Origin of the sequence: Lawsonia intracellularis PHE/MN1-00, from assembly GCF_000055945.1 — a bacterium.
Lineage (GTDB): Bacteria > Desulfobacterota > Desulfovibrionia > Desulfovibrionales > Desulfovibrionaceae > Bilophila > Bilophila intracellularis.
In genome coordinates, this window is the sequence record NC_008011.1 from 300,034 (window position 1) to 325,626 (window position 25,593).

Here is a 25,593-nt window from a genome sequence, read left to right on the forward strand (position 1 = left end):
TTTATTCCTAGCCAACTTATGTCATAATTGTAGCCTAGCTAGATTTAATACAGGATAATTCAATTATATTGCTGTAATTATATATAGTAATTCATACTAATATATTTTTTATTTTACCAGAAGGGATACATTGTGTTATGTCTAACTTACTTTTTACAATAAAAACACAATATAAACCTCAAGGAGATCAACCAGAAGCTATAAAACAAATTGTTTCTAACATCCAATCTGGAGTGAAAGATCAAGTTCTTCTTGGAGTTACAGGATCAGGAAAAACATTCACTATGGCTAATGTTATTGCTCAATGTAACCGTCCAGCACTTATTCTTGCACCTAATAAAACACTAGCAGCACAACTTTATAATGAATTTAAAGAACTTTTCCCATACAATGCCGTTGAGTACTTTGTAAGCTACTACGATTACTATCAACCAGAAGCATATGTACCATCATCAGACGTATATATTGAAAAAGATTCATCTATTAATGATGATATTGATAAACTTCGTCATGCAGCTACACATGCCTTACTTACTCGACGAGATGTTATTATCATTGCATCAGTTTCCTGTATTTATGGACTTGGTTCACCAGAATATTATGCACGACTTATTATTCCTGTGGAAAAAGGCCAGCAGATTAACATGGATGAAATTATTACCCGCTTAGTAGATATTCAATATCAACGAAATGATATGGACTTTCATCGTGCAACATTTCGTGTTCGAGGTGACGTTCTAGAAATTATTCCTGCATATGAACATGAACGTGCATTACGTTTAGAATTTTTTGGTAATGAAATAGAAGAAATACGAGAAATAGATCCTCTAACAGGAGAAGTTCTTGGTAATGTTGGAAAAACAGTTATTTATCCTGCAAGTCACTATGTATCTGATCGAGATAACCTTATTCGAGCAATGACAGATATCCAAAAAGAACTTTGTGAGCGCTTATATGATTTTCAAGCTACCAATAAACTAGTAGAAGCTCAACGTCTTGAACAGAAAACTCAACTTGATTTAGAAATGATCCAAGAATTTGGATATTGTAATGGAATTGAAAATTATTCCCGTCACTTGGATGGTCGTAAACCAGGAGATCCCCCATCTACTTTACTAGACTACTTCCCAAAAGATTTTCTTTTCTTTATTGATGAATCTCATATTGCTATCCCACAAGTAGGTGGAATGTTTAAAGGTGATCGTTCTCGTAAACAAACGCTTGTAGATTTTGGATTTCGTTTACCCTCAGCTCTTGATAACAGACCTCTTGAGTTTCACGAATTTTTAACTCGACTTAATCAAGTCATTTATGTTTCTGCCACACCTGGACCATGGGAACTAGATCGCTCTCAAGGCATTATTACAGAACAAATCATTAGACCTACAGGACTATTAGATCCTGAAATTGAAGTACGTCCTATTAAAGGACAAATTGAAAGTTTACTTGAAGAATGCTACCAACGAGTTAATTCACATGAAAGAGTATTAATAACAACACTTACAAAACGTATGGCAGAAGATTTAACGGACTACCTTAACAATATGAGTATTAATACCCGCTATCTTCATTCAGATATTGATACTTTAGAACGGATGGCCATTATAAAATCATTGCGCACAGGAGAATTTGATGTCCTAGTGGGTATTAACTTATTACGTGAAGGTCTTGATATCCCAGAAGTATCTTTAGTAGCTATCTTAGATGCAGACAAAGAAGGTTTTTTACGCTCTACAGGTTCTCTTATTCAAACGTTTGGAAGAGCTGCACGAAATGTTTCTGGAAAAGTTATACTTTTTGCTGATACTATGACAAAATCTATGAAAGCAGCTATCGACGAAACACGACGACGCAGAGCTCTCCAGCAAGAATGGAATACAAAACATAATATTACTCCTAAGACCATCCAAAAATCTGTAGTTACTCCTTTTGATATGATATCTGCAAATACTTCTTCAAAGAAAGGTTGTAGAAAAAATAAACATTCTATGGATACAAAAGAACTTTTTGTTATTACAGATAAAACATCTCCAGAAGATATTACCAAATATATTAAACAACTGGAATACGAAATGAAAGAAGCAGCTAAAGAACTTGAATTTGAAAAAGCAGCTGTATTACGTGATCGAATTAAAGTTACACGTGAACAATTTTTACTCATGAGTTAATATAGATGAGGAAAATGTTGTGTCTATAAATTCACCTCAATATTCTTTACCTTCTAAAAAAGAAAAACAACGTGTAAGAGAACTTCGCAAATTTATTAATCATCATAATTATCTTTATTATACACTTGATGATCCTGAAATATCAGATAGCGAATATGATAAAGCATTTCAAGAACTTCTAACACTAGAAAATACATTTCCATCTTTAAAAACAAATAATTCACCTACACAAAAAGTAGGAAATAATATTCTAAAAAAACTTGAAGAACAACCACATAGGCAACGTATGTATAGCCTTGATAATGTATTTTCTAATGATGAATGGGAAGGATTCTTAAAAAGACTTGCAAATGCACTTCCAGAAGTACCATTCTCATTTTGGTGTGATCCAAAAATGGATGGTCTTGCCTTAGAGCTAATTTATGAAAAAGGTCAATTAACAAGTGCGCTTACTCGTGGAGATGGAGATATTGGAGAAGTTGTTACAGAAGCTGTCAGAACAATTTCTAATATTCCCAAAAGATTAAAACACTCTATAAATGCTCCAGAACTTCTTGAAATTCGTGGAGAAGTTGTTATTTCACGAGCAGATTTTAAAAAACTTAATAAAGAACAAGAAAAAAAGAAAAAAAAACTTTTTGCTAATCCTCGTAATGCTGCTTCTGGCTCTGTAAGACAGCTAGATCCAACAATTACAGCTTCACGTCCTCTCAGATTCTTAGCATATGGTATAGGAGAAATACAACCATCATCTTTAAAATGGAATACATACCATGAATTAATGTCATACCTAAAAGAATATGGTTTTGAAACACCACCAAAAGGTAAACTTTGTATCTCATCTACAGAAGTTCAATCCTATTATACAAGACTACAGGCACAAAGATATTCTTTACGTTATGAAATCGATGGAATTGTCATGAAATTAGATGACATACAGTCACAAGAAAAGCTTGGGTATACTTCAAGGGCACCTCGATTTGCTATTGCATGGAAATTCCCAGCAACACAAGTACAAACACGACTTCTACAGATTCATATCCAAGTTGGACGTACAGGTGTATTAACACCTGTAGCAGAACTTGAACCTATTAATGTAGGTGGAGCTACTATAAGCAGAGCAACATTACATAATGAAGATGAAATAAAAAATAAAGATATAAGACCTGGAGATATGGTTATTGTTCAAAGAGCAGGGGATGTCATTCCAGAAATTGTTTCTCCTATTCTTTCAGACAGATCAGCTAAAAGTAAACCTTTCGTCTTTCCTAAAATATGCCCAGTTTGTCATGAAAAAGTATATCGTATTAATAATGAAGTAGCTTGGAGATGCATTAACCTTTCATGTCCTGCGATTCGTCTACAATCTATCATCTATTTTGTATCTAAATCAGGATTAAACATTCAAGGAATTGGACAGCGCTTAATAGAGTTACTTGTTACTTCTGGATGTATAAAAACACCTGCAGACTTGTTTACTCTCACTACTGCAGATTTACTAACATACAAAAGAATGGGAGCAAAGCTTGCTGCAAAGACTATTCAAGCTCTTTCTTTAGCAAAACAAACAATGTCTCTTCATCGTCTTATTTGTGCTCTAGGAATCAGACATGTTGGAGAACAAACAGCAAGGATATTAGCTTCTTCATTCATAGATTTAGATGCACTATCTTCTGCATCTTTGGAAGATCTTCAACAATTATCAGAGATTGGTCCTGAAGTAGCAAGTTCTATCCAAGCCTTTTTTAAAAATAAAGCAAATATTCAAATGATAAACCAATTTCGAGAGATGAATATTTGGCCTATACAACAAGTAAATGATACAACCACAAAAGGTTTTTTTACAGGTAAAAAACTTTTATTTACAGGAACTCTTGAAAGACCAAGAGCTGAAATGAAACGCTTAGCTGAAGAAGCAGGAGCCATTGTAATGACAGGGATATCACATAAGTTAGACTATGTTATAGCCGGGAAAAACCCAGGGTCAAAACTTAACAAAGCACAAGAATTACATATTTCTATTCTTGATGAACCTACATTTTTACAAAAACTTTTAATAGTTCTTTAAAAAATAGGAGAACACAATGGATCTTTCTATCATTGTTATTGGCGCTTCTGGTCGTATGGGAAAAACAATTATTCAAGTTGCACAGGAGCAAGGTATTATTATTGATGCTGTAATAGATCGTCCTACTCGTCTAACATCTTTAGCATCATATAATATAGCTAGTGATAGTGAACCTGATAAAATTTTTTCAAGGTATCCTCAAGCAGTTGTCATTGATTTTACCACACCAGAAACATCTATATCTATGGCTCAAGTTGCTCAAAAATATGGTAATCCTATTATAATAGGGACCACAGGATTTACACTAGAACAATTTGATACACTTGAAACATTAGCAAAAACATCCCGAATCTTTTGGTCTCCTAATATGAGCATTGGCATTAATGTACTACTTAAAACTTTACCTCAAATGGCACAAATCTTAGGAAATGAATATAATATAGAGATAGTAGAAGTACACCATAATAAGAAAAAAGATGCACCAAGTGGTACTGCAATGAGAATAGCAGAAACATTAAGTACTTCTCGCCATTGGGACCTTGAAAAAGTAGCTTGCTATAATAGAGAAGGTATTGTAGGTGAACGACCTCAAGAGCAAATTGGTATACAAACAATCCGAGGAGGAGATGTTGTAGGAGTTCATACAATATACTTTATTGGACCAGGTGAACGTATTGAAATAACACATCAAGCAGATTCTCGAAAAAACTTTGCACAGGGCGCATTAAAAGCTGCAGAGTGGATCATAAAACAAAAAGCAGGAAGGCTTTATACCATGATGGATATCATATAAATGAATACAAATATAGCTCTATTACAATTACATACTATAACAGGAGATATTATAGCAAATACACAAAATATTCTGCAACAAGTAAGTAAAGCAAAAAAAGATGGAGCTACAGTATGTATCACTCCTGAACTCAGTCTCTGTGGCCATCCAGACCTGCATGAAATACCAACAATAATTTCTACCTGTATCAATTCTCTTCAGCAGATAGCAAAAGAGTGTAATGGTGGACCATCGATTATTGTAGGAAGTATTGAAACAACACCTACTAATATATATAATACCACTTTTCTTATACAGAATGGACAAATCCATACACTATGCAAAAAGCCTTTTACTCAATTTTATCCTTCTATAAAAAAAGAAGAGTATATTCTAATTAATAATAATAATAATAATGGATTCTGTTTTACTAGTATAAATAAACAGTTATTCCTTATAGTTACAGGATATAAAACACTAATCAATTATGTATGTAATAAAATAATCTATCAAAACGAACAATTAAAGAAAGTAGAAGCTATACTTTGTCCTTCTTCAGAACCATTTATTGCTTCGCAAATCCCTCATTTTTTTTATGAGCTAACGTCAATATCTGACCAACTAAATAAACCTCTATATTTTTGTAACCAAGCAGGTGAAGACAAAAACTATATTTTTTTAGGAGGTAGTCAATGTATTAATTCTCAAGAAACAAAAAACAATCAATCTCTACTTTTTCAAGAAAATTACATAGTTGTAAAAAATCATTCATCTGTTTCTTTAAAAGATATGTCCTTTAACTCTAATAAGTTATTATGGGAAGCTCTTATCCATGGAATCCAACAGTATGTGAAAAAAAATGGATTTTCAGATGTTGTTTTGGGACTTTCTGGTGGTATAGATTCTTCAATTGTAGCAGCCCTAGCGGTAGAAGCATTGGGAGAACATCGTGTACATGGTATATTAATGCCATCTCCTTGGTCAAGCGAAGGAAGTATAACTGATGCAGAGCTGTTAGCTAATAATTTAGATGTAAAAACATATTTGCTTCCCATTCATACATTAATAGATAGTTTTACTCATAGTCTTTCAGAACTTTTTATAGGATATCCCCCAGATGTTACAGAAGAAAACATTCAATCTAGAATTCGAGGGGTACTTCTTATGGCTATTTCTAATAAATTTGGATGGATGGTTCTATCAACAGGAAATAAATCTGAACGAGCTGTTGGCTACTGTACATTATATGGAGATACATGTGGTGGTCTTGCTCCTATAGGAGATCTATATAAAACTGAAGTTTACCACTTAGCCCAATGGTATAATCAATCAAAACAAAAAGACATTATTCCTACTAGTGTATTAACAAAGCCACCATCTGCAGAACTCCGTCCAGGCCAACTTGATCAAGATAGTCTTCCACCATATAAAGAACTTGACTTTATTCTTCAAATGTTACTCTCAAAAAATCCAACTAATATAGACCAAGAACTTCTTAACAATCCTAAACTAAATGATATAAAAAGGCTTATACAAAAAAATGCTTTTAAACGTATGCAAGGACCACCAAGTCTTGTTATTAGTAATTTCCCATTATAGTTCTCTAGTATGATGATGTATCTTAAAAATAACAACAGCATTTTTATTAATAAAAATGCTGTTGTTATTTTTAATAATAAACTTCATTACTATTCTAAGATTCTGTTTTATTGGAAATAATACTTCTTTTTTTTCTTAAGCTGTCTCTTAACCAATCATACCATACTTGTAACCCTTCTCCTGTACGGCAGGAAAGACTAATGATCTCTAAAGGCTCATTTAACTTACGTGCATGTTGTGTAGCTTTCTCTATACTAAAATTAACATAAGGCAATAGATCTATCTTATTAAGAATTAATACTCCTGCACGATGGAATAAAAGAGGGTATTTCTCTGGCTTATCATCTCCTTCAGTTACACCAAGAACGGCAACAATAGCATCCTCTCCACAATCAAACTCCGCAGGACAAACAAGATTTCCTACATTTTCAATAAATAAGATATCAATTTCATTAAGGTTAAGAGATGTAAGGGCTTCCATAATCATATTACTATCTAAATGACACCCTCCATCTGTATTAATTTGGACAGCTTTTACACCAGTAGCAGCAACTCTTTTTGCATCATTATCTGTCTGTAAATCACCTTCAATAACAGCCATTCTAAACTCAGATGAAAGATCACTTAAAGTTCTTTCAAGTAAAGACGTCTTTCCAGCGCCAGGAGAACTTATAATATTAAGAGTTAAGATATTATGCTCTGCAAATTGCTTTTTTAACATAGCTGCAAGTTTACTATTCACTTCAAGAACATTACGTACCACAGGTATTTCCATTAACTTACTCCTATTCTACTTCAAGATGTTGAATATAAAATTCTCGACCTGTCTCAACATTATATGCCACCTCTTTTTTGCAAGAAGGACATGTAATAAAAAAAATCTTTTGTTTATCTTCTGGGGTAAATAGAGACAAACAGTTTGAACATCGAAGCATAAGAGGAATTTTTTCTATTTCTAGTATTGCTCCTTCAAGACTTGTTCCTTCAGTAAAAATTTTAAAAGCAAATTGTAATGAGTCAGGAACAATATTTGTAAGCTCACCATAACAAACCTTTACACGTTGAAGCTTATTGACTCCATTCTTTGACATTTCTTCCTGAATAATAGAAAGTATACCTGTAACTAATGACATTTCATGCATACAATTATGTTATATAAAAAAATAAATGGCGTCTACTTTTAATACAAATACATTGCTTTTTCTTATATCCTTCTATAAATACTACTTATTATATAAAACAAATTTTTTGATCTATTAATAAGTTAGTAAAAAATAACTGTTATGATAACAACTCTAATATAAAAATTTCTTGGCTTTTCTCTATAAGTAACTATAGTTATTTATTAGCTATACTAAATATAACAAATTTAATACTAGGTGTAATGTGACAAAGGGTACTTTTTTAGGAGTCTATGCTAGTTATAGTAATAAGACAGCTACCAATACAAAAAAGGCTTTAAAACATTATTGGTTTGTATGGGAAGATAGCAATGGATATCTAGTTCAATTATTAGATAATACTTATCAACCCATTGCTGAACCACAAACTCTTCCTCTTGAAATTTTTAAAAAAAATTTTATAAATCAACCTCACATCCTAGCAGCACCTATAACTTCACTACACCCATCAAGTAAAAATAACACAGAAAAAACTATAACAAAATATCACAAACAATATAAAACTACGCTTAATACCTCTCAGGTAACCAAAAACAACTTTAACGTTAAAAAAGATATGATAATAGAGCAGAGTGAACAAGTAAAACATATTGATACTCAACTTCGCTCTGAATTTACTACGGCTTTAGAACGTTGGAATTCTGGTGATAAGCTAGCACCATTAAAAACCTTTGAAGGACTTTCAAATGTTCAAGAAGGTATTGTACCAGAACATAAGCATATGTTTACAGACTTTGGTGTCAATTTAAGAAAAAATAGTTTACCTAAATTAGCTATACTTCATTTTAAACGTGCAGTAGAGTTAAGTCCTGAAGATGCTCATGCACACTTTAATTTAGCCCGTATTTGTTATGAATTAGGCAACCTTAATGAAGCAGAACAACACTTAGAAAGAGCACTTTCTATTTCTCCTAATTTGAATGTTGCAATAAAGTTTCTTGGATTTATTCATGACCAAAAAAAATACTCTTGATATAAAGAGTTACCCTAGCGTTAGGAGCTAACAACATGTTTCGTATGATTGTTTTTTTTACTGTAGGTATCATTATGCTTATTCTTGCTTGCTTAGCTGCACTTGAGTTCATACAAGATTTTCCCAATAGCTATCAAGAAGATGGACAAATGGTTACAGGAATTATTTCAAAAATAATAGGCTCTAACTGTGATAATTCTTCAACATCTGATATAAATAATAAGAAATCCATAGATAGAGATAAAGATACATTACTCTCAAGTAGTAATAGAAATACAATACAAGCCGGTACTCCACATCAAGAAAATAACATAAAAGAAGATCTTCAACTGACTAACAAAAATGAACAAACAACTCCAGAAGAAGAAGAAGAAAGTAAATTTATTTGGTTAACAGAAGCTCCATCAGAGCTTAAAAAAGGAGAAAAAGCTATAACACAAACAAGATTGTCTATTGGTAAGGATATATCTTTTAGAATTACTGCTGATGATGCCATCAAAGCTCAATCAATGATGTTAAAAAATCCAGATAGGTTTGTTTTAGATCTTCAAGGAAAGTGGGGTATTTCCCTTCCACCTATTCCACCTACAAATCCTTGGTTAAAAAAAATACGCTTAGGTACTAATAATGGAAATACACGACTTGTCTTTGATCTTCAAAAAAAACCATCTAAAACTGAAATTAAACAATTAGATACAAATAAAATTGAAATCCAAATTCATTAAATTGCATATTAGACAATAAGTTATAATAAATTTAAACCATATGCTCGTTAATCAAGTTTGCTTAAACTTAGTCCAGCCATACGAGAAAGTTCGGCTTGTTTTTCAAAATCTGTAAGCTGCTTACAACGAGTAAATGTTATATTTTCATTTATATCTTTAACAATTAAAAAATGACGAGATGCCTTGACCGCAAGTTGTGGCCAGTGTGTAATAACTAATAATTGCTTTTTATCAGCAAGACTTACTAATTTATCTGCGACTTTAAAAAGAGTATGACCACCAATACCTGCATCAATTTCATCAAAAATAAGCATACCTTCATCTTCACTTGACTGTATTGAAACAACTGCAAGTAAAAATCGTGATAATTCTCCTCCTGAAGCAATTCGTTCAAGAAGCTGAGGAGGTTGACCAGGATTTGGTGCCCATAATATTTGGGCCTTATGTTCAACACATCCAGAAAATAATTCATATGGTATAAAGTCTATTATCACATTAAGATAGTCCGAAAAACCTAAGTCAATTAACTGTGCTTTTAATGCATGACAAAACTTATTAGCAGCTTTCTTTCGTAATTCATAAATTTTCTCAAGTATTACTTGAAGTTTTTTGATCAATATAGTATATTGTTTTTCAATCTGGCGTAAGTCTAGTACACAACTATCTAAAAAAGATAACTTATCCTCAATCTCTTCTTTAAAAGAAAAAATTTCTGGTAAACTTCGATGGAGCTTTCTTTTAAGTTGTGAAAGTTCAAATAAACGTGCTTCTATTTCTTCAATATTTTTATTTTTTTCTGATGTAACTAGTGAAAGTTTTTGTAATTTTTGTGCTAACTCGTTCAATTGTTGTCTACATTCAATTATAGTAGGGAGACTATCCATGATGCTTTGATCAATAGACAGAAAACATTCTAAGTTTTTCTCAATGAGAGAAAGATGATTAATCAAACCTCCTTCTTCCCCCTGAAGAAGTTGCAAAATCATCAATTGTTTTTTTTGAAGAATTGCAATCGAACGAATATCTTCTTTTAGTAATTCTAATTGTTCATCTTCATTAGGAATTGGTTTTACTTTGTTGATATCGTATAGATACGATTCAAATAAATCACGTCGTTCTTCAATCTCTTGACAACGATATATGAGCTTCTCCTTCTTTTTTAATAATGTTTTAATTTCTTCAATTAATATATCTTTTTGCTGAAAAAGTTCTGGATGTTCAACCCAAGCATCTATAATTTTTTCTTGATACAAAGGTTGAAGTAATTTTTGTTGACCATGTTGACTTGTATGTGTAAGCAATTTAGGCTGCAATTCTTTTACAGTGTTTTGAGACGTCAGTTTATCATTAAGATAAAAACGACTTCTTCCTGTAGCAGCAGAAAGTTCACGTCGAAGAATAAGCTCTCCTTTTTCTGGATGAACAAAAAGTGCTTCAATTTGAGCTCGTTCTTTTCCTTGACGAACCATATCTACTCTTAACTTATCGCCCATAAGAAAATTAATTGCTTTTAAAATAAAACTCTTACCAGCACCTGTCTCTCCTGTGATTACATTCATACCACTGGAAAATTCCAGTTCTATATCATCAATAAGAGCCAAATTTTGAATACGTAGATACTCAAACATCATTCTTTTTACTCACTAATAAATAAAGAAAGGATATTGACTCAAAAACAATTACAACTAACGTGCTAACCGTGGATCAAATGTATCACGTAACCCCTCACCTAATAGGTTATACCCAAGGATAGTTATTAAAATAGCTAAACCAGGGTAAAATGAAAGCCAAGGAGCTATTTCAAGTGTATCTTTACCTTCCATTAACATATTTCCCCAACTAGGATCTGGAGGTTGCACCCCAAGTCCTAAAAAACTTAAAGAAGATTCTACTAATATTGCTCCTGCAATACCTAATGTTGCTGAAATAAAAACAGGAGTAAGTGTATTTGGGAGAATATGGATAAGAAGTATACGTGTAGTACTTGCACCACAAAGCTTAGCAGCAGCAATAAAATCTCTTTCTCTTAAAGATAATGTTTCTGCTCTTACAAGCCTTGCTACTCCCATCCAGGATGTAAGGCCAATAATAATCATAATATTTGTTAAACTTGGTTCAAGAAATGCAATAACAGCAAGAATAAGAAAAAATGAGGGGAAACAAAGCATTGTATCAACTACTCTCATTATAATTTCATCTGTAATACCACCAAAGTAACCTGCAATTAATCCAAAAAATACACCAATGACAACAGCAATACCTACAGCAATGAATCCAACTCCAAGAGAGGCTCTTGCTCCATATAATAATCGAGAAAGTACATCTCTTCCTAATGCATCTGTTCCAAGAAGAAACGTATTAGATGGAGGTTCAAGCACTGCATTAAGATGTAATTCTGTTGGATCATATGGGGCTAGCAGTGGTGCAAAAACAGCAATAACAACCATAAATAAAACAATAATGAGTCCTATTAGAAGAATTATATGTTGTTGAACAAACCTCATAATATAAGTCATCTTATGGCTCCCTGACGAATACGAGGATCAGCTATGCCATAACAAACATCAGCCAAAAAATTACCTAAAAGAGTTAATATTGCTCCTAATACAAGATTTCCCATGATTAATGGATAATCTCTTGCCATAACAGCTGTATAAAAAAGTTGACCAAGTCCAGGTAAAGCAAAAATACTTTCAATAATGACACTACCACCAATGAGTCCTGGAACAGAAAGACCAAGAAGTGTAATGACAGGAAGTAGGGCATTTCTTAATGCATGGCGAAAAATAACTTTCCATGTAGAAAGTCCTTTAGCTTTTGCAGTCAAAATAAAATCTTGACGTAACACTTCTAACATAGACGCTCTCATAAAGCGAGAAATACCTGCTATGCTGCCTACAGTCATGACAATTATTGGCAATACTAAGTGGGAGGCAACATCTTTAATTTTTCCCCATAGAGAAAGATATGAAAAGTCTAATGATGTAATTCCAGAAATAGGGAACCATTGTAGATCAAGGCCAAACCACAACATAAGTAATAAGGCTAACCAAAAACCTGGCATAGCAAAACCAAGAAAAACAAGAATAGTTATCAACTTATCAAATAAACTATCCTGTTTCCATGCAGATAATACACCTAAAGGGATAGCTATCATTAATGAAATTGCTAATGATAGAACATTCATAAATACTGTTAAAGGAAGACGTTCAAAAATCTTCACAATAACAGGTCGTGCATCAGCAGACATTGATGTTCCAAAATCAAATCGAATAATTCTTGATAACCAATCTATGTATTGAACATATATTGGTCTATTAATACCATAAAGAGACTCTAACCTTTGTTTAGTAGTTTCACCAGCCATTGGATTTAATGTTGTTTGTAAGTCTGTTGGACTTCCTGGGGCTAAGTGAATTACAATAAAACTAACAATAGTGATTCCCCAAAGGACTACTAGTATCCATAGTATTTTTTTTATAAAATATAAGATAAGTGATTTTGTAGACTGATACATCATATATAACCCATTACATAGGACACGTTATTGACTTTAATGTATTTTAAAATGTTTAGTTTTTATTTATACAGAAGTAGACTATAATCAATAAAAAGTACTATAGTAAATGTATTGGTAAAAAAGTAATTATTAAATAATTCATAGTAGTCTTTTATTCACTCTTAAAAATCCAAGATATAAGTTCTTTCTTTTCTATTTCCCATTCAGAAGACAAACGAACATGAAGAAAATTTTTATAGCATATATCAATAAAATGGAGACATGTCTCTATAAGATAAATTTTTTCTAAAAAAACAGCATCTGGCTCATCAGAATCTAAAGATACTTTTGGTGTTTGAAAGTTTCCAAAAGAAAAATTCTCAGCTTTAAGTGTCAATTGCCATGAAAGTTCATCTTTTTCAAAACGTAGTAGAGCACGTGTAACTTTTTTTCCTGTTTGTAATCCAATTCGTGCTTCCCTTAAAGGAGAATAAGGACCAAAAACTGTTGCTGTTTCAAGCGATTCACCTTCTCCACCTTGAACAACAACTCTTTGTTCCATAGAAAAAGTAAATAATTGTCCTTTACTATCCTTAAAACCCATTGGTTTTGTTTCACTTATAAACCATAACCAAGTAAGAAACTCTTGCCCTAGAAGAATATCTATTCCCTGTCCAAGATATTGTTCACTCATATCTATATATCTCTAAACAAATTTTGTAGGTTCAAGGGTATCTATTTGAATAATAGAAGAAGTATCAAGTAATGATACAGCCAAATTATATGGTGTCTGTAACTCTAAGTGTAAATCGAATGTCAATGTGAAAAAAGTTGTGAATAAATCAATCAACTTTATATGAGTAGAACTAAGATATACTATATTAGTTGTGGTTGACCATACAACATCAAAGACAGCAGGGATAGGTAAAAAATGTTTAAAAAGACGAAGCCGTACTTGTTCATGTAACTCTGACTTTCTTTCCTGAGAAAGAAACTTTTTCCCTGTGAGTTGAAGATTCTTTTTTTCTTTTTGAAGTGCTATAGCTAAGTGTTTTTTTAAAACAGCTGGTGGAATTCTACGGGTCTCTAAACGTAAAGCAAAGGCTAAATATTCTCCTTTTTCTGGATGGCTTATATTCCAATTTACATCAAGCATATCATCAAAATTTGTCCAACCCCAAGACCGCTCTTGACTTGTATCATCAATATCTTGAAAGGCATATTGTTGAAGCTTTTCTGGAATTTTTTGCCATAGTTCTGAAGAAACCTTTTCTATTATTTTATACCGTGTAAAACTACAACTTGAACGAAGAAATCCCATCTAGTACTACCTATAATTATAATTTAGTTAATATGCTTACGCATCCAAAAAATATTTGGCAAGCATAAGTTTTAAATGTCCCATAATGTATATTATGTAAACTTTTATTCATATCTCTTTTTTTACAAAAAAAAAAAAATTCCCTAATATAAATTGTCAATAATGCCGACAAGAGAATTGCAAGGTGTTCAGACAAGATTTTATTAAAGAAGGGCTTTACAATGAGATACCATTATTCTTTATCAGTTATTCTAACCATACTTCTTACATTTTCTATGGTTACGAGTACACTTGCAATTCCAAGGACAGAAAAAGATTTACAGTATATTGCAAACAATCTTACAGAGACACCTGTAAAATATGGTGATATTCCATCTATCACTCAACCTGAATATATATCAGTAAATGATGCAAACCTTACTCTTGAAGGACGTGATCCTGTATTTATAGTATTCATTCCAGGTTCACAACCACGAATCTATCCTCAAAGAATTATGGTATGGCATGAGGTTGTTAACGAGTATATCAATGGGAAAAGTTATGTCATAACCTACTCTCCTATTTCTGGTTCAATGGCTGCATATGAGTCAACAATAGAAGGAATGAATCTTATTTTTGATACTGAAGGAAAACTTTTTAATAGTACAAGCGTATTAATCGATAGAAACACAGGAAGTCTATGGAGTCAACTGATAGGAATGGCCTTTGACGGTCCACTTAAAGGAAAAGGATTACGATATATTGTTTCTTGGTGGACAACATGGGATAAAGCCAAAGAGATGTATCCAACAGCCTTAGTCCTAGCTACACCAAGAGGAACAAATAAACCCTATGGTAGGGATCCATATGGTTCATATGTAACCCATGGCAACTATTATGACGATGAACGTATTGTATATCCAGTAGTTCAACAAGATAAAAAACATCAACTTCATCCTAAAACAAAGGTACTTGGTATTGAAATTGAAGGCTTACCCTTAGCTATTGATGAAGCTTATGTTAAAGAGAAAAAAGTTGTTAACTTCTACTTTGGACCATATGCATTAGTTGCTTTATATGATTCTCGATTAGATATAGTGAGAGTCTTTAACCGTGAAGTTTGGGATAAACAAATATTGTTTACTCAAAATCCACAAGGACTTCTTGTAGATATTGATACAAATACAATATGGAACTATGATGGAATAGCTATACAAGGTAAACTAAAAGATGCTTCTATCTCTGAGTTCTTTGGTATAAATGCATTTTGGTTTTCTTGGTATGCTTTTAATCCTGAGTCTCTTCTTGTACCAGGATCAACGGTTGTACCTAGCTCAGCACTTATAAAAAATGCTTTATTTCTAGAATAACATTACTTTATATTCTGGATACACAAGATAGTTATAGACCCAGCACAAATTGTCTTTCTAAGAATACTATTGAGGGAATATGTATAAATAATTCCTTCAATAGCATTCTTTTTTATAAACGTCTGAAAAAAAGAAAAACCTTTCTTTGCAGTACAAAAAAATAGGCCATAGTTTATAACAAAAGAAGGAATATCTAAGTTACGTTCAGGCACACGATAATCAACAAGTATTGCATAGGAAAATGTTTTAAGTGTATCAACAAGTTCTGAGTGAATTTCTGGTGCTGTCTGACTAAAACTAAAAAGAAATAGTATAAGGTTCCTCTTTATAGATTGATATTCCTTTAACTCTATAGAGTCATTATTCTTTATCAAAGAAGATATCTTCCTATATTTTTTGATACAATGAGTAGAAGTTTCATAAAGATGCCATTTAGTATGATCAAAAATAGTAATCTTTGATGTAGGTATCAAAACGCTACTACTATCAATTAATGCTATTATATGAGAAAATATGAATGAATGAAATATTTGTTGAAAAGTAAACATGTTATAGAGATTCTTCTATCATCTTTGTAAATAAATTACGAATATTCTGAAATGTATTACAGTTAGGAAGCGTGTCTAATAATACAGAGATGCTACTTGAAGATGCAAATAGTCTTTTTGTAATAGGAAATGTTAACTCTCTTATCCAAGAAAGTATAACCATTTTAAAATCATTGAGATATATAAGATCTAAATAACTTGGTGTTCTTCCTTCCAAAATATCTTGCATTACCTTATGGTTCCACTTTAAAGGTTCATCTTTTAAAAAAAGGGTTACTTCTTTTTTTTGTGATGTACCATCCATGTGTGATGAAACAACACGCAAGATATCTAACTTATCAGCATCCCTTAAAATTGTAGCAGTTAGCTGAATTTTGTTATCTAACTGTTTAGGTAATAATTTACGATTATGTAGTACCATAGCTGATAAACATACTTTTTGTATAATTTTTATTTCTTCTTCAAGAAATCCATACTTTTTTAAAAGTTGAACACTTAATGTTGCATGATTTATAGACTCCCAATCATTAAATGTTCTCCACTTGATAAACTGAGGAAATCTCCCTATATCATGATAAAGAGCCGCTAATAAAGCTCCCCTACTCACTATATTAGAAAACTCTTCATATTGAAGAATCATTTTTACATTATCTAATACATGCTGAGTATGCTCGTACTTTAGTTTAAGTAAATAATGTGAGTCTACTGTTATGTATTGGTTAACAAAGGATTCAAAATAGGCTTTATGAGATGCAATATCTAGATTATGCACTGTAATCTTTCTTGTATCCATAATGTATATTAAAAAAATCCAATTAAAATCATAACAAAAGGAACGTTGAGCATTTCTTCTTTTTTTGTTAGTTAGTTAGTTAAATAAATATATATGAAAGTCCTGTAAACTTTTAATAACTCTTTATAATTATTTGATAAGTAATTAATTACATATTACCAATATAAATACTTCAACTACTTTATTAACACAAGATAATGTGAGAATATTTTTATGTCTAATTTTGTTCATCTTCACTGTCATTCAGAATATAGCCTTCTAGATGGTGCTATTCGCTTAGATGCCCTGTGTGCACGTACTAAAGAATTTGGGATGCCTGCTGCTGCTGTTACAGATCATGGGAACTTATTTGCAGCTACACATTTCTATTCTATCTGTAAAGAATATGGGATAAAACCCATTATTGGCTGTGAGGTATATGTAACAAAAGATCATGCTGATAAACTTTCCAAATTTTCCAAAGCCAGGCATCACCTTATCTTACTAGCAAGAAATAAAGAAGGATACCATAATCTTGTCAAGCTTGTAACACGTGGATATCTTGATGGATTCCACTATAAACCTAGAGTAGATAAAACATTACTAAAACAATTTAGTAGTGGTATTACAGCATTATCTGCCTGTTTAGCTGGAGAATTACCACGTACAATTATGGGAAAAAACATATTTGTAGAAAAAGGTGGTACATTTGATGATGCCATTTCTATTGCTCAAGAGTACGCTTCTATCTATCCAGGACAATTTTACTTAGAAGTACAAGCAAACATGTTACCTGAGCAACAAAAAGTTAATGAAAAACTTTATGAATTAGCTGAATATACAAACTTACCATTAGTAGCAACAAATGATTGCCATTATCTTAATGCAGATGATGTAGAAGCTCATGATATTCTCCTATGTGTTCAGACACAGGCTAAGTTTAATGATACTGATCGAATGCGTTTTAATGCTACAGACCTATACTATAAGTCATCTGAAGAAATGGAGAAAGCATTCTCCCATCTTCCAATAGCTATTGAAAATACAATAAAAATTGCTGAATCATGTTCTGTTGAAATGGATTTTTCAAAAAATCTTTTTCCAGTCTACGAGTTACCTAAAGGGGTAACGCCTGATGATGAATTCCGACGACTTGCACGTGAAGGTTTACAAAAACGATTAGAAGTATACCCAAATAAAAAACAGTTAACCACAGAAAACTACTGGAAAAGGCTTGAACAAGAACTTGATATTATATGTAAAATGGGGTTCCCAGGATACTTTCTAATTGTTCAAGACTTTATTAACTGGGCAAAAGATAATAATATTCCTGTAGGACCTGGTCGTGGTTCTGCAACAGGATCTCTTGTAGCATGGGCATTACGTATTACAAACATTGATCCACTTCCTTACAATCTTCTCTTTGAACGATTTTTAAATATAGAACGTATTAGCTTACCTGATATTGATGTTGACTTCTGTGAAGATAAACGTGGAGATGTTATTCGCTATGTTATGAACAAATATGGTGTAAACTCTGTAGCCCAAATTACAACTTTTGGGAAAATGAAGGCCAAAGCAGTAGTGCGTGATATAGGTAGAGTTTTGGATATGTCTTTTAAAGAGACAGATAATATCGCAAAGTTAATACCAGATGATTTGCATATGACTATTCTTAAAGCAATGGAAGTTGAACCAAAACTTCAAGCATTATACAATGAAGAGCCTCATATTAAAAGACTTCTTGATATCTCAATGAAACTTGAAGGCCTTGTTCGTCATGCTTCTACCCATGCCGCAGGTGTTGTAGTCTCAGATAAACCTATGGATGAATACCTTCCTCTATATCGTGGTAAAAAAGGTGAACTTGTTACTCAATTTGATATGAAGATGGTAGAAAAAGTTGGACTTGTAAAGTTTGACTTTCTAGGCCTACGTACAATGACTCTCATCCATACAACTCTCAAAACAATAAAAGACCAGGGGAAAATTCCTCCAAACCTTGATACACTTCCTTTAGATGATCCTAAAACATATGAGCTTCTTTCTAAAGGAGATACTGATGGTGTTTTCCAAGTGGAAAGTTCTGGTATGCGTCAATACCTCCGAATGCTTAAACCCAACTGTTTTGAAGATCTCATTGCTATGCTTGCACTATATCGCCCTGGTCCTCTTGGTTCCGGTATGGTTGATGAATTTATTAAGCGGAAACATGGAACAGTAACAATCGAATATCCCCTTCCATCTTTAAAGGATTGCTTAAAAGATACATATGGCGTTATTGTTTATCAAGAACAGGTTATGCAAATTGCTCAAATTGTTGCAGGATATTCTCTTGGAGAAGCAGATCTTTTACGGCGAGCCATGGGCAAAAAAAATCCTGAAGCTATGGCAAAAGAGCGCACTCGCTTTGTTGAAGGTGCCATAAAAAATAATGTTACTGAAAGTATTGCTTCTGATATCTTTGATTTAATGGAAAAATTTGCTGAATATGGTTTTAACAAATCACATTCAGCTGCTTATGCACTTATTTCTTATCATACAGCCTATTTAAAAGCTCACTTTACATTAGAATTTATGGCTGCTTTATTAACATCAGAAAGTGGTAATCAAAACAAAATTCTTAAATACACTGCAGCCTGTAAAGATATGGGTATTGATATACTAAAACCAGATATCCAAACAAGTTGCCGAGAATTTATAGTAAAAGATAATTCTATAGTTTTTGGTTTATGTGCCATAAAGAATGTAGGTGATGATGCTATCGAGAAAATAATTACTACACGAAAAAAAGATGGCCCTTTTCTTTCATTACTAGATATGTCTTTTCGGGTAAACCTAAAAAAAGTCACAAGGCGTGTGTTAGAAAGTCTCGTTAAAGGTGGTGCATGTGATAGTTTTGGATGCTCAAGAGCTGGTATGCTAACAGCCTTAGATAAAATTATTGCTAGAACATATAAAAAAATTAAAGATGAGCAGTCTAATCAAGGCTCATTATTAGCATTTGCACCTAAAATAGAATCTGTATCTCTTCCAGGGATTGGCTTTACTTGTGAAGAACAAAATATGCCTGAATGGGATGAGGATGAAAAACTGCTTTATGAAAAAGAGGCACTAGGTTTCTTTCTAACAAGCCATCCACTACAAACATATAGACAAGAAATTTATCGCTTAGGACTTCAACCACTTGAAGAAGTAAGAGAAATGAATGATAAAATTACTATTAAATCAGCTATTATTGTCAATAATATTAGAGAAATTCTGAATAAACGTGGCAATCGTATGGCCTTTGTTCGCGTTGAAGATCTCACAGCTTCTGCAGAAGTTACTTTTTTCTCAGAAGAATTACAAAAAAGTCGTGAATTACTATCTTCAAACCAACCACTATTACTCACTGCAACTATTGATTCTCGAGAATCAACACAAAACGATACTATTGATGAAAGTGACGACACCCAATTACGATCCATTAAACTCAGAGCAATTTCTGTAGAGAGTCTATCAAGTGCTTGCCAAAATAGTGAACTACCCATATCCTATTATGTTGATAAAAATAGACTTACAACTTCTGGAATAGAAGAATTAAAAGCAATACTTGATAAACATAAAGGACAAACTGAAGTCCATCTCATTTTCTCTCTTGATAATATTAATTGTCAAGTACGTCTCGGATCCTCTTGGAATGTTTCTCCTAGTCCAGCATTTCAACAAGATATGTATCGTTGGAGTATAGCAAGTGAATAAAAAAAGGAATAGATAAGTTATGTCAAAACCAACTTGGCACCTAACCGTACGTTCAGAATTTTGTGCAGCTCATGCATTACGTCATTATAAAGGGAAATGTGAACGGCTACATGGTCATAACTATGGTATTAAAATTATTGTAGGAGGACATGAGCTTACTTCTGACACAGAGCTTCTTATTGACTTTACAGAGCTTAAAGCAATACTTAAAGATGTACTTGAACCTTTAGATCATAGATATCTCAATAATATTCCTCCCTTTGATCAAATAAACCCATCAGCAGAAAACCTTGCTAGATATATTTGGCAAAATGTTAAAAAACGTCTCCCACCAAACGTCTATATGGTTCAAGCTACTGTTGCTGAACGTAATGTCCAATCTGCAACGTATATGGAATAACTTGTTTAAGCACCTATGCTCTACTCAATAAATCATAGGTGCTCTCAAAAATAAGAATATGTAAAGTAAGTTAGTAGCTATAATTAAGATATACATCTTATTCAATATAAGCTCAAAAATTAATCTAACTTATCCTATTTCACGACTTATTATCAATTTGCTCCACAAGGAAAGTCTCTAGAACCACACCCTTCTCTACCACAACCACCTATAGAGTTTGGTGAAAAATGAGACTTGCAGTCTGAGTCAGATATAGTAACTCTTTTTATATTAGCAGCTGAAAGAATCCGTTGTGTATTCTGACTACTACAGTTAGGACATGATAAAGAAATAGATTCAAAATGTGTTACCTCTTCAAATGGGTGTCCACATTGGATACAAATGAAATCATATAATGGCATAAATTCATCCTTTGTTCTTGATTCATTATAAAAATAGCAATACTGATTAAACAAGTAATTCATTGTATTATAAAAGCAAGAATGTATCTTATGTAGATATACATTAAACAAATAAAAATGGCTACCCTCCCTAGAATAAAAGAAAAAGTAATATGTTGTTAATCTCTTATAGACTAATAGGTTATTATTAATGAAAGATGAGCAAAAAGAAGAAAAAGACAAAATTATCTATACAAGTACAATGAAAGAAAAAAAACGTCGGCATCGTTTGTATGAATTTCTTTTAGCTTTTGCGCTCATTTTATTAATTCTTGGTGGAACATGGACACAACTTGCCTTTTATGGTGTTGACTCTTGGATTTTTATTGTTCTTTTAAATATTAACTCCATCTTCATGCTTATAGTGCTTTTCCTTGTCACAAGAAGTATTGTTAAGCTTATCATGGAGAGAAGACGAAAAGTTTTTGGTGCTCAATTAAGGACACGTCTTGTTCTTATTTTTGTATCTTTATCTCTTATTCCCACAGTAATAATGTTTCTTGCTTCAAATAAAGTTGTAGCCACAAGTGTAGATTACTGGTTTACTAAAAAAGCAGAAAGCTCCTTACAAGCAGCTCTTGATGTTGGCCAAAGCTTTTATGTGGCTGCTGCTCAGAGACTAAGAACACACTCTGAGTCTATTCTTACAACTATAAAAAAAGATAAGCTTATTTGGGGAGGCTCTGGAATAGATACTTTACTTCAGGACAAACAACAAGAATATGGATTAACGTTTATAGGTATTATCAACCCTCAAGGTATAGAGCAACATTGGTATGGACAAGAAGGTACATTAAGTATCTGGAAAAAAATAAGAGAACGTATTGACTGGAACCATGTGGCAAGTAACAATTTTAGTTCATTACTTTGGGCAACAGATCATGCGGACTACGTTTTTGGTGTTCTTGCTATTGATAATGGGAGATCTGGCTATCTTATTACAGCAGAAAGTATTGGACAAGGATTGCTCACAAAGCTTGATCGCATCTCCAACGGGTTTGAAGAATATACAAGCCTCAAACAGCTCAAAAAGCCTCTTAAAATCTCATTCTTACTCATCCTTGGCATACTGAGTATGATTATCATTTTTGGTTCTGTATGGTTTGGTTTTCGACTTTCAAAAGAAATTACCGCTCCTATTCTAGCATTGGCTGATGGAACTACTCGTATTGCTCAAGGAGAACTTGATGTTAGACTTATAGATGAAGGACAAGATGAACTTGGACTATTAATTAAATCCTTTAATAGAATGGCTAAAGATCTGCAACAAGGTCAAACAAATCTCAAAAAAGCTAATGAACTTCTTGCAGAACAAAAAGATACACTTGAAGAACGTAATAAATATATTGAAACAGTATTAGACAATATTACAACTGGTGTTATTACACTTGATGTTTTTGGGTATATCCTTATTGCTAATAAAGCAGCTTGTTCTATTTTTAATACGTCTCAGCATTTTTTAAAGGGTCGTTGTCCAGCTAACTTTCTTCCTCCCCAATATAAAAACATCTTCTATTCGATGATCAATCAATTACAAAAACATCCTGATTTACACTGGAAAACACAAGAAAATTTTATTCTTGGTGATCGCCAATGGAAATTAGTTATACATGCTGTAGCTATTACTGGAATCGATGGCATCCAGGCATATGTTGTTGTTATTGAAGATATCACAGAACTAGAAAAAATGCAGAGAATGGCTGCTTGGCGTGAAGTTGCTAGACGTATTGCTCATGAAATTAAAAATCCTCTCACTCCAATCAAACTTTCAGGACAACGATTAGATAAAAAATTTGGTTCTCAGATTCAAGATCCTGTTTTTCAACAATGTACAGAACTTATTGTTAAACAAGTTGAAAGATTACAAGATATGGTTCAAGAATTTTCTTCATTTGCTAAACTTCCAGAAGTAAAACTTAGTTCTGGTGATATTCGTCCTGTTATTACAGAATTACTTGAACTTTTTATACACAACCATAATGAGATCAAGTGGAATGTATATATTCCAAATACACTTCCTGAAATTTTAATGGATGCATCAGCGTTACATAGAGCATTGTTAAATGTTATTACAAATGCAGTAGAAGCACTTGAGTATAGTCAAAACATTGAAAAAAAATGTATAGAAATAACTATAACCCATGATCATACAAAAGGGATAATATCTATAAAAATTGAAGATAGTGGGATAGGTCTTGCTCCCAATGAAAGAGAACGTATCTTTGATCCATACTTCTCACGTAAAAAAGGTGGTACAGGTTTAGGGTTAGCTATTGTTAAAGCTATTATTGATGATCATAAAGGAACTATTAAAGTTTTTGGTTCATACTTAGGCGGTTTAAATATTGAAATTGAACTTCCTATAGTAACTTCACATGTTGATTTTACTCAATCAATATAAAATAAATAATATATAGAAAGCCTCTTAATAAATTAAGAGGCTTTCTATCATTGACTTCATTCTATAGAATTTATTTCTTTTTTTGAGGAATAGATGAACGTCCAGAGTGATCATAACTTGTAACTTGACCTGAACCCAATGGCTTACGTCTTGGATTTTGTTTAAGGTGTTCAATAGCACGATGTATATCATTTACTAAAAGATCGGCTAAATCATGATCAAAACCATGACGAACAAGGACTCTCATTACAACAAGATCAGTCCGATTAGCAGGCATTGAATATGCTGGAACTTGCCATCCACGAGTTCTTAAACGATCTGAAAGATCATATAAACTAAATGGGTACTTTTTTTCATCTTTAAGTGTCCATGTTAAAGCTGGTATACCTGTTTTACCACCATACAAAATTTTAAAAATTCCAGTCTTTGTCAACTCATTGGCAAGGTAATCTGTTGTATCATAACAAGCCTGATGAATACGACGATATCCCTCACGACCTAAGCGAAGTAAGTTATAATATTGACAAACTATTTGTCCTCCAGGTCTAGAAAAATTAATAGCAAATGTAGGAATATTACTTCCTAAATAGTTTACCCAAAAAATAAGATCTTCAGGTAAATCAGTTTTCTCTCTCCATACAACCCAGCCCATACCTAAAGGTGCAAGTCCAAACTTATGTCCTGAAGAGTTAATAGATTTTACACGAGGTAAGCGAAAATCCCATACTAGCTCAGGCTCAATAAATGGTGCAAGAAATCCTCCACTTGCTGCATCAACATGAATGGGAATATCCCATCCTTTCTTCTTTTGTAATGCATCTAATGCATTACTAACCTCTTCTACAGGTTCATACTGACCTGTATATGTTACACCTAATGTAGGGACCACGCCTATTGTATTTTCATCACAGCGTTTGATGGCTTCTTCTGGTGACATAATAAGTCTATTTTTTTCCATGGGAATTTCACGTAACTCAATATCCCAATAGCGAGCAAATTTATGCCAACAGATTTGTACAGGTCCACATACTAAGTTAGGCTTATCTGTTGATTTTCCAGCTTTTTTTCTTTGTGCCCTCCATCTCCACTTTAATGCCATACCACCAAGCATGGCTGCTTCACTAGAACCAATAGCTGAACATCCTATTGTATTTGTTGGATCTGGGGAATTCCAAAGATCAGCTAACATATTTACACAGCGCATTTCCAGTTCTGCTGTCTGTGGATATTCATCCTTATCAATCATGTTCTTAGCAACACATTCATCCATAAGTTTATGGATTTCAGGATCAACCCAAGTCTGACAAAATGTTGCAAGATTTTGCCGTGCATTACCATCTAGCATAAGCTCATCATGAACAGCCTGATAAATATCTCTAGGTCTATGCTCATACAGTGGCATTTGATACTTAGGTAAGGTTTGACTAAGATCATCTTCTGCAAAAACATCATCTAATAATTCATGACGTACCACACCATTACTCATGGATGATTTTTGTGTCCTATTCCCCATAGATCCTCTTTTTGTTCCATGCCCCACAGGCATTTTTTTTACTACAGCCTTTCTTGCAGTTGCCATGTAATTATCTCCTTCATAAGTAAGCTGTTATTTAAGAAAATGCTTAACCATTAG

21 protein-coding genes are annotated in these 25,593 nt (G+C 32.8%); 10 read left to right on the top strand and 11 right to left on the bottom strand.

The genetic code is table 11. The annotated features are described in order from the left end of the window. Positions 1 to 137 precede the first annotated feature (137 nt). The 4 genes from uvrB to nadE are packed head-to-tail and all read left to right on the top strand — an operon-like array spanning position 138 to position 6,607. Entirely contained in the window at positions 138 to 2,168 is a 2,031-nt protein-coding gene (uvrB, locus tag LI_RS01350) for an excinuclease ABC subunit UvrB (protein ID WP_011526323.1), read from the top strand. Between the two features lie 19 nt (positions 2,169 to 2,187). After that, positions 2,188 to 4,236 carry an NAD-dependent DNA ligase LigA gene (ligA, locus tag LI_RS01355; RefSeq protein ID WP_011526324.1) on the top strand — a complete coding sequence of 683 codons (2,049 nt, stop codon included), beginning with the start codon at positions 2,188 to 2,190 and terminating at the stop codon, positions 4,234 to 4,236. Between the two features lie 16 nt (positions 4,237 to 4,252). Then, on the top strand, positions 4,253 to 5,029 hold the full coding sequence (dapB, locus tag LI_RS01360) for a 4-hydroxy-tetrahydrodipicolinate reductase (protein ID WP_011526325.1): 777 nt from the start codon (positions 4,253 to 4,255) through the stop codon (positions 5,027 to 5,029). Further along, a complete protein-coding gene (nadE, locus tag LI_RS01365; RefSeq protein WP_011526326.1) occupies positions 5,030 to 6,607 on the top strand; it encodes an NAD(+) synthase in 1,578 nt (525 codons plus the stop codon). It begins immediately after the preceding gene. A gap of 94 nt (positions 6,608 to 6,701) precedes the next feature. On the opposite strand, the gene hypB is transcribed toward nadE, so the two are convergent. Continuing rightward, entirely contained in the window at positions 6,702 to 7,382 is a 681-nt protein-coding gene (hypB, locus tag LI_RS01370; RefSeq protein ID WP_011526327.1) for a hydrogenase nickel incorporation protein HypB, read from the bottom strand. A 10-nt stretch (positions 7,383 to 7,392) separates the two neighbouring features. Next, positions 7,393 to 7,749 (bottom strand): hydrogenase maturation nickel metallochaperone HypA, encoded by a 357-nt coding sequence (gene hypA, locus LI_RS01375; protein WP_011526328.1) that lies wholly within the window; start codon positions 7,747 to 7,749, stop codon positions 7,393 to 7,395. A gap of 244 nt (positions 7,750 to 7,993) precedes the next feature. Between hypA and LI_RS01380 the strand changes: the two genes are divergently transcribed. Together LI_RS01380 and LI_RS01385 are read left to right on the top strand one after the other, a co-directional pair. Continuing rightward, positions 7,994 to 8,761 carry a tetratricopeptide repeat protein gene (locus LI_RS01380; RefSeq protein WP_011526329.1) on the top strand — a complete coding sequence of 256 codons (768 nt, stop codon included), beginning with the start codon at positions 7,994 to 7,996 and terminating at the stop codon, positions 8,759 to 8,761. Between the two features lie 35 nt (positions 8,762 to 8,796). After that, the gene (locus tag LI_RS01385; RefSeq protein WP_015353708.1) at positions 8,797 to 9,486 is read left to right on the top strand and encodes an AMIN domain-containing protein; all 690 of its coding nucleotides are present in this window, start codon (positions 8,797 to 8,799) and stop codon (positions 9,484 to 9,486) included. Between the two features lie 47 nt (positions 9,487 to 9,533). On the opposite strand, the gene LI_RS01390 is transcribed toward LI_RS01385, so the two are convergent. The 5 genes from LI_RS01390 to LI_RS01410 all read right to left on the bottom strand — a co-directional run bounded on the left by LI_RS01390 (position 9,534) and on the right by LI_RS01410 (position 14,306). Then, the gene (locus LI_RS01390) at positions 9,534 to 11,117 is read right to left on the bottom strand and encodes an AAA family ATPase (protein WP_011526331.1); all 1,584 of its coding nucleotides are present in this window, start codon (positions 11,115 to 11,117) and stop codon (positions 9,534 to 9,536) included. Between the two features lie 54 nt (positions 11,118 to 11,171). Then, positions 11,172 to 12,002, bottom strand: a complete 831-nt coding sequence (locus tag LI_RS01395; protein ID WP_015353709.1) for an ABC transporter permease — start codon at positions 12,000 to 12,002, stop codon at positions 11,172 to 11,174. Further along, positions 11,999 to 13,003 carry an ABC transporter permease gene (locus LI_RS01400; RefSeq protein ID WP_011526333.1) on the bottom strand — a complete coding sequence of 335 codons (1,005 nt, stop codon included), beginning with the start codon at positions 13,001 to 13,003 and terminating at the stop codon, positions 11,999 to 12,001. The genes LI_RS01395 and LI_RS01400 overlap by 4 nt, the downstream gene beginning before the upstream one ends. A 154-nt stretch (positions 13,004 to 13,157) precedes the next feature. Continuing rightward, complete coding sequence (locus LI_RS01405; RefSeq protein WP_011526334.1) at positions 13,158 to 13,679, bottom strand: hypothetical protein; 522 nt, start codon at positions 13,677 to 13,679, stop codon at positions 13,158 to 13,160. A gap of 12 nt (positions 13,680 to 13,691) precedes the next feature. Beyond that, positions 13,692 to 14,306: a hypothetical protein gene (locus LI_RS01410; protein ID WP_011526335.1), complete on the bottom strand. Its 615-nt coding sequence runs from the start codon at positions 14,304 to 14,306 to the stop codon at positions 13,692 to 13,694. Positions 14,307 to 14,527: 221 nt separating this feature from the next. Between LI_RS01410 and LI_RS01415 the strand changes: the two genes are divergently transcribed. Next, positions 14,528 to 15,655 (top strand): DUF3179 domain-containing protein, encoded by a 1,128-nt coding sequence (locus tag LI_RS01415; protein WP_011526336.1) that lies wholly within the window; start codon positions 14,528 to 14,530, stop codon positions 15,653 to 15,655. A 2-nt stretch (positions 15,656 to 15,657) separates the two neighbouring features. Here the strand turns inward: LI_RS01415 and LI_RS01420 are convergent, their stop codons facing one another. After that, positions 15,658 to 16,128 carry a hypothetical protein gene (locus LI_RS01420; RefSeq protein WP_223604101.1) on the bottom strand — a complete coding sequence of 157 codons (471 nt, stop codon included), beginning with the start codon at positions 16,126 to 16,128 and terminating at the stop codon, positions 15,658 to 15,660. A gap of 76 nt (positions 16,129 to 16,204) precedes the next feature. Next, entirely contained in the window at positions 16,205 to 16,996 is a 792-nt protein-coding gene (locus LI_RS01425) for an HD domain-containing protein (protein ID WP_011526338.1), read from the bottom strand. A gap of 213 nt (positions 16,997 to 17,209) precedes the next feature. Here LI_RS01425 and dnaE point away from each other — a divergent pair, with 213 nt between their 5' ends. After that, on the top strand, positions 17,210 to 20,719 hold the full coding sequence (gene dnaE, locus LI_RS01430; RefSeq protein WP_011526339.1) for a DNA polymerase III subunit alpha: 3,510 nt from the start codon (positions 17,210 to 17,212) through the stop codon (positions 20,717 to 20,719). A gap of 19 nt (positions 20,720 to 20,738) precedes the next feature. Further along, positions 20,739 to 21,119 carry a 6-carboxytetrahydropterin synthase QueD gene (queD, locus tag LI_RS01435; protein WP_011526340.1) on the top strand — a complete coding sequence of 127 codons (381 nt, stop codon included), beginning with the start codon at positions 20,739 to 20,741 and terminating at the stop codon, positions 21,117 to 21,119. 152 nt (positions 21,120 to 21,271) lie between these two features. On the opposite strand, the gene LI_RS01440 is transcribed toward queD, so the two are convergent. Further along, positions 21,272 to 21,520, bottom strand: a complete 249-nt coding sequence (locus LI_RS01440) for an FmdB family zinc ribbon protein (RefSeq protein ID WP_011526341.1) — start codon at positions 21,518 to 21,520, stop codon at positions 21,272 to 21,274. 190 nt (positions 21,521 to 21,710) lie between these two features. Here LI_RS01440 and LI_RS01445 point away from each other — a divergent pair, with 190 nt between their 5' ends. After that, positions 21,711 to 23,960, top strand: a complete 2,250-nt coding sequence (locus LI_RS01445) for an ATP-binding protein (protein ID WP_011526342.1) — start codon at positions 21,711 to 21,713, stop codon at positions 23,958 to 23,960. A 70-nt stretch (positions 23,961 to 24,030) separates the two neighbouring features. Here LI_RS01445 and LI_RS01450 read toward each other — a convergent pair whose 3' ends face one another. Continuing rightward, positions 24,031 to 25,539 (bottom strand): glutamate decarboxylase, encoded by a 1,509-nt coding sequence (locus LI_RS01450; RefSeq protein WP_011526343.1) that lies wholly within the window; start codon positions 25,537 to 25,539, stop codon positions 24,031 to 24,033. Positions 25,540 to 25,593 lie beyond the last annotated feature (54 nt).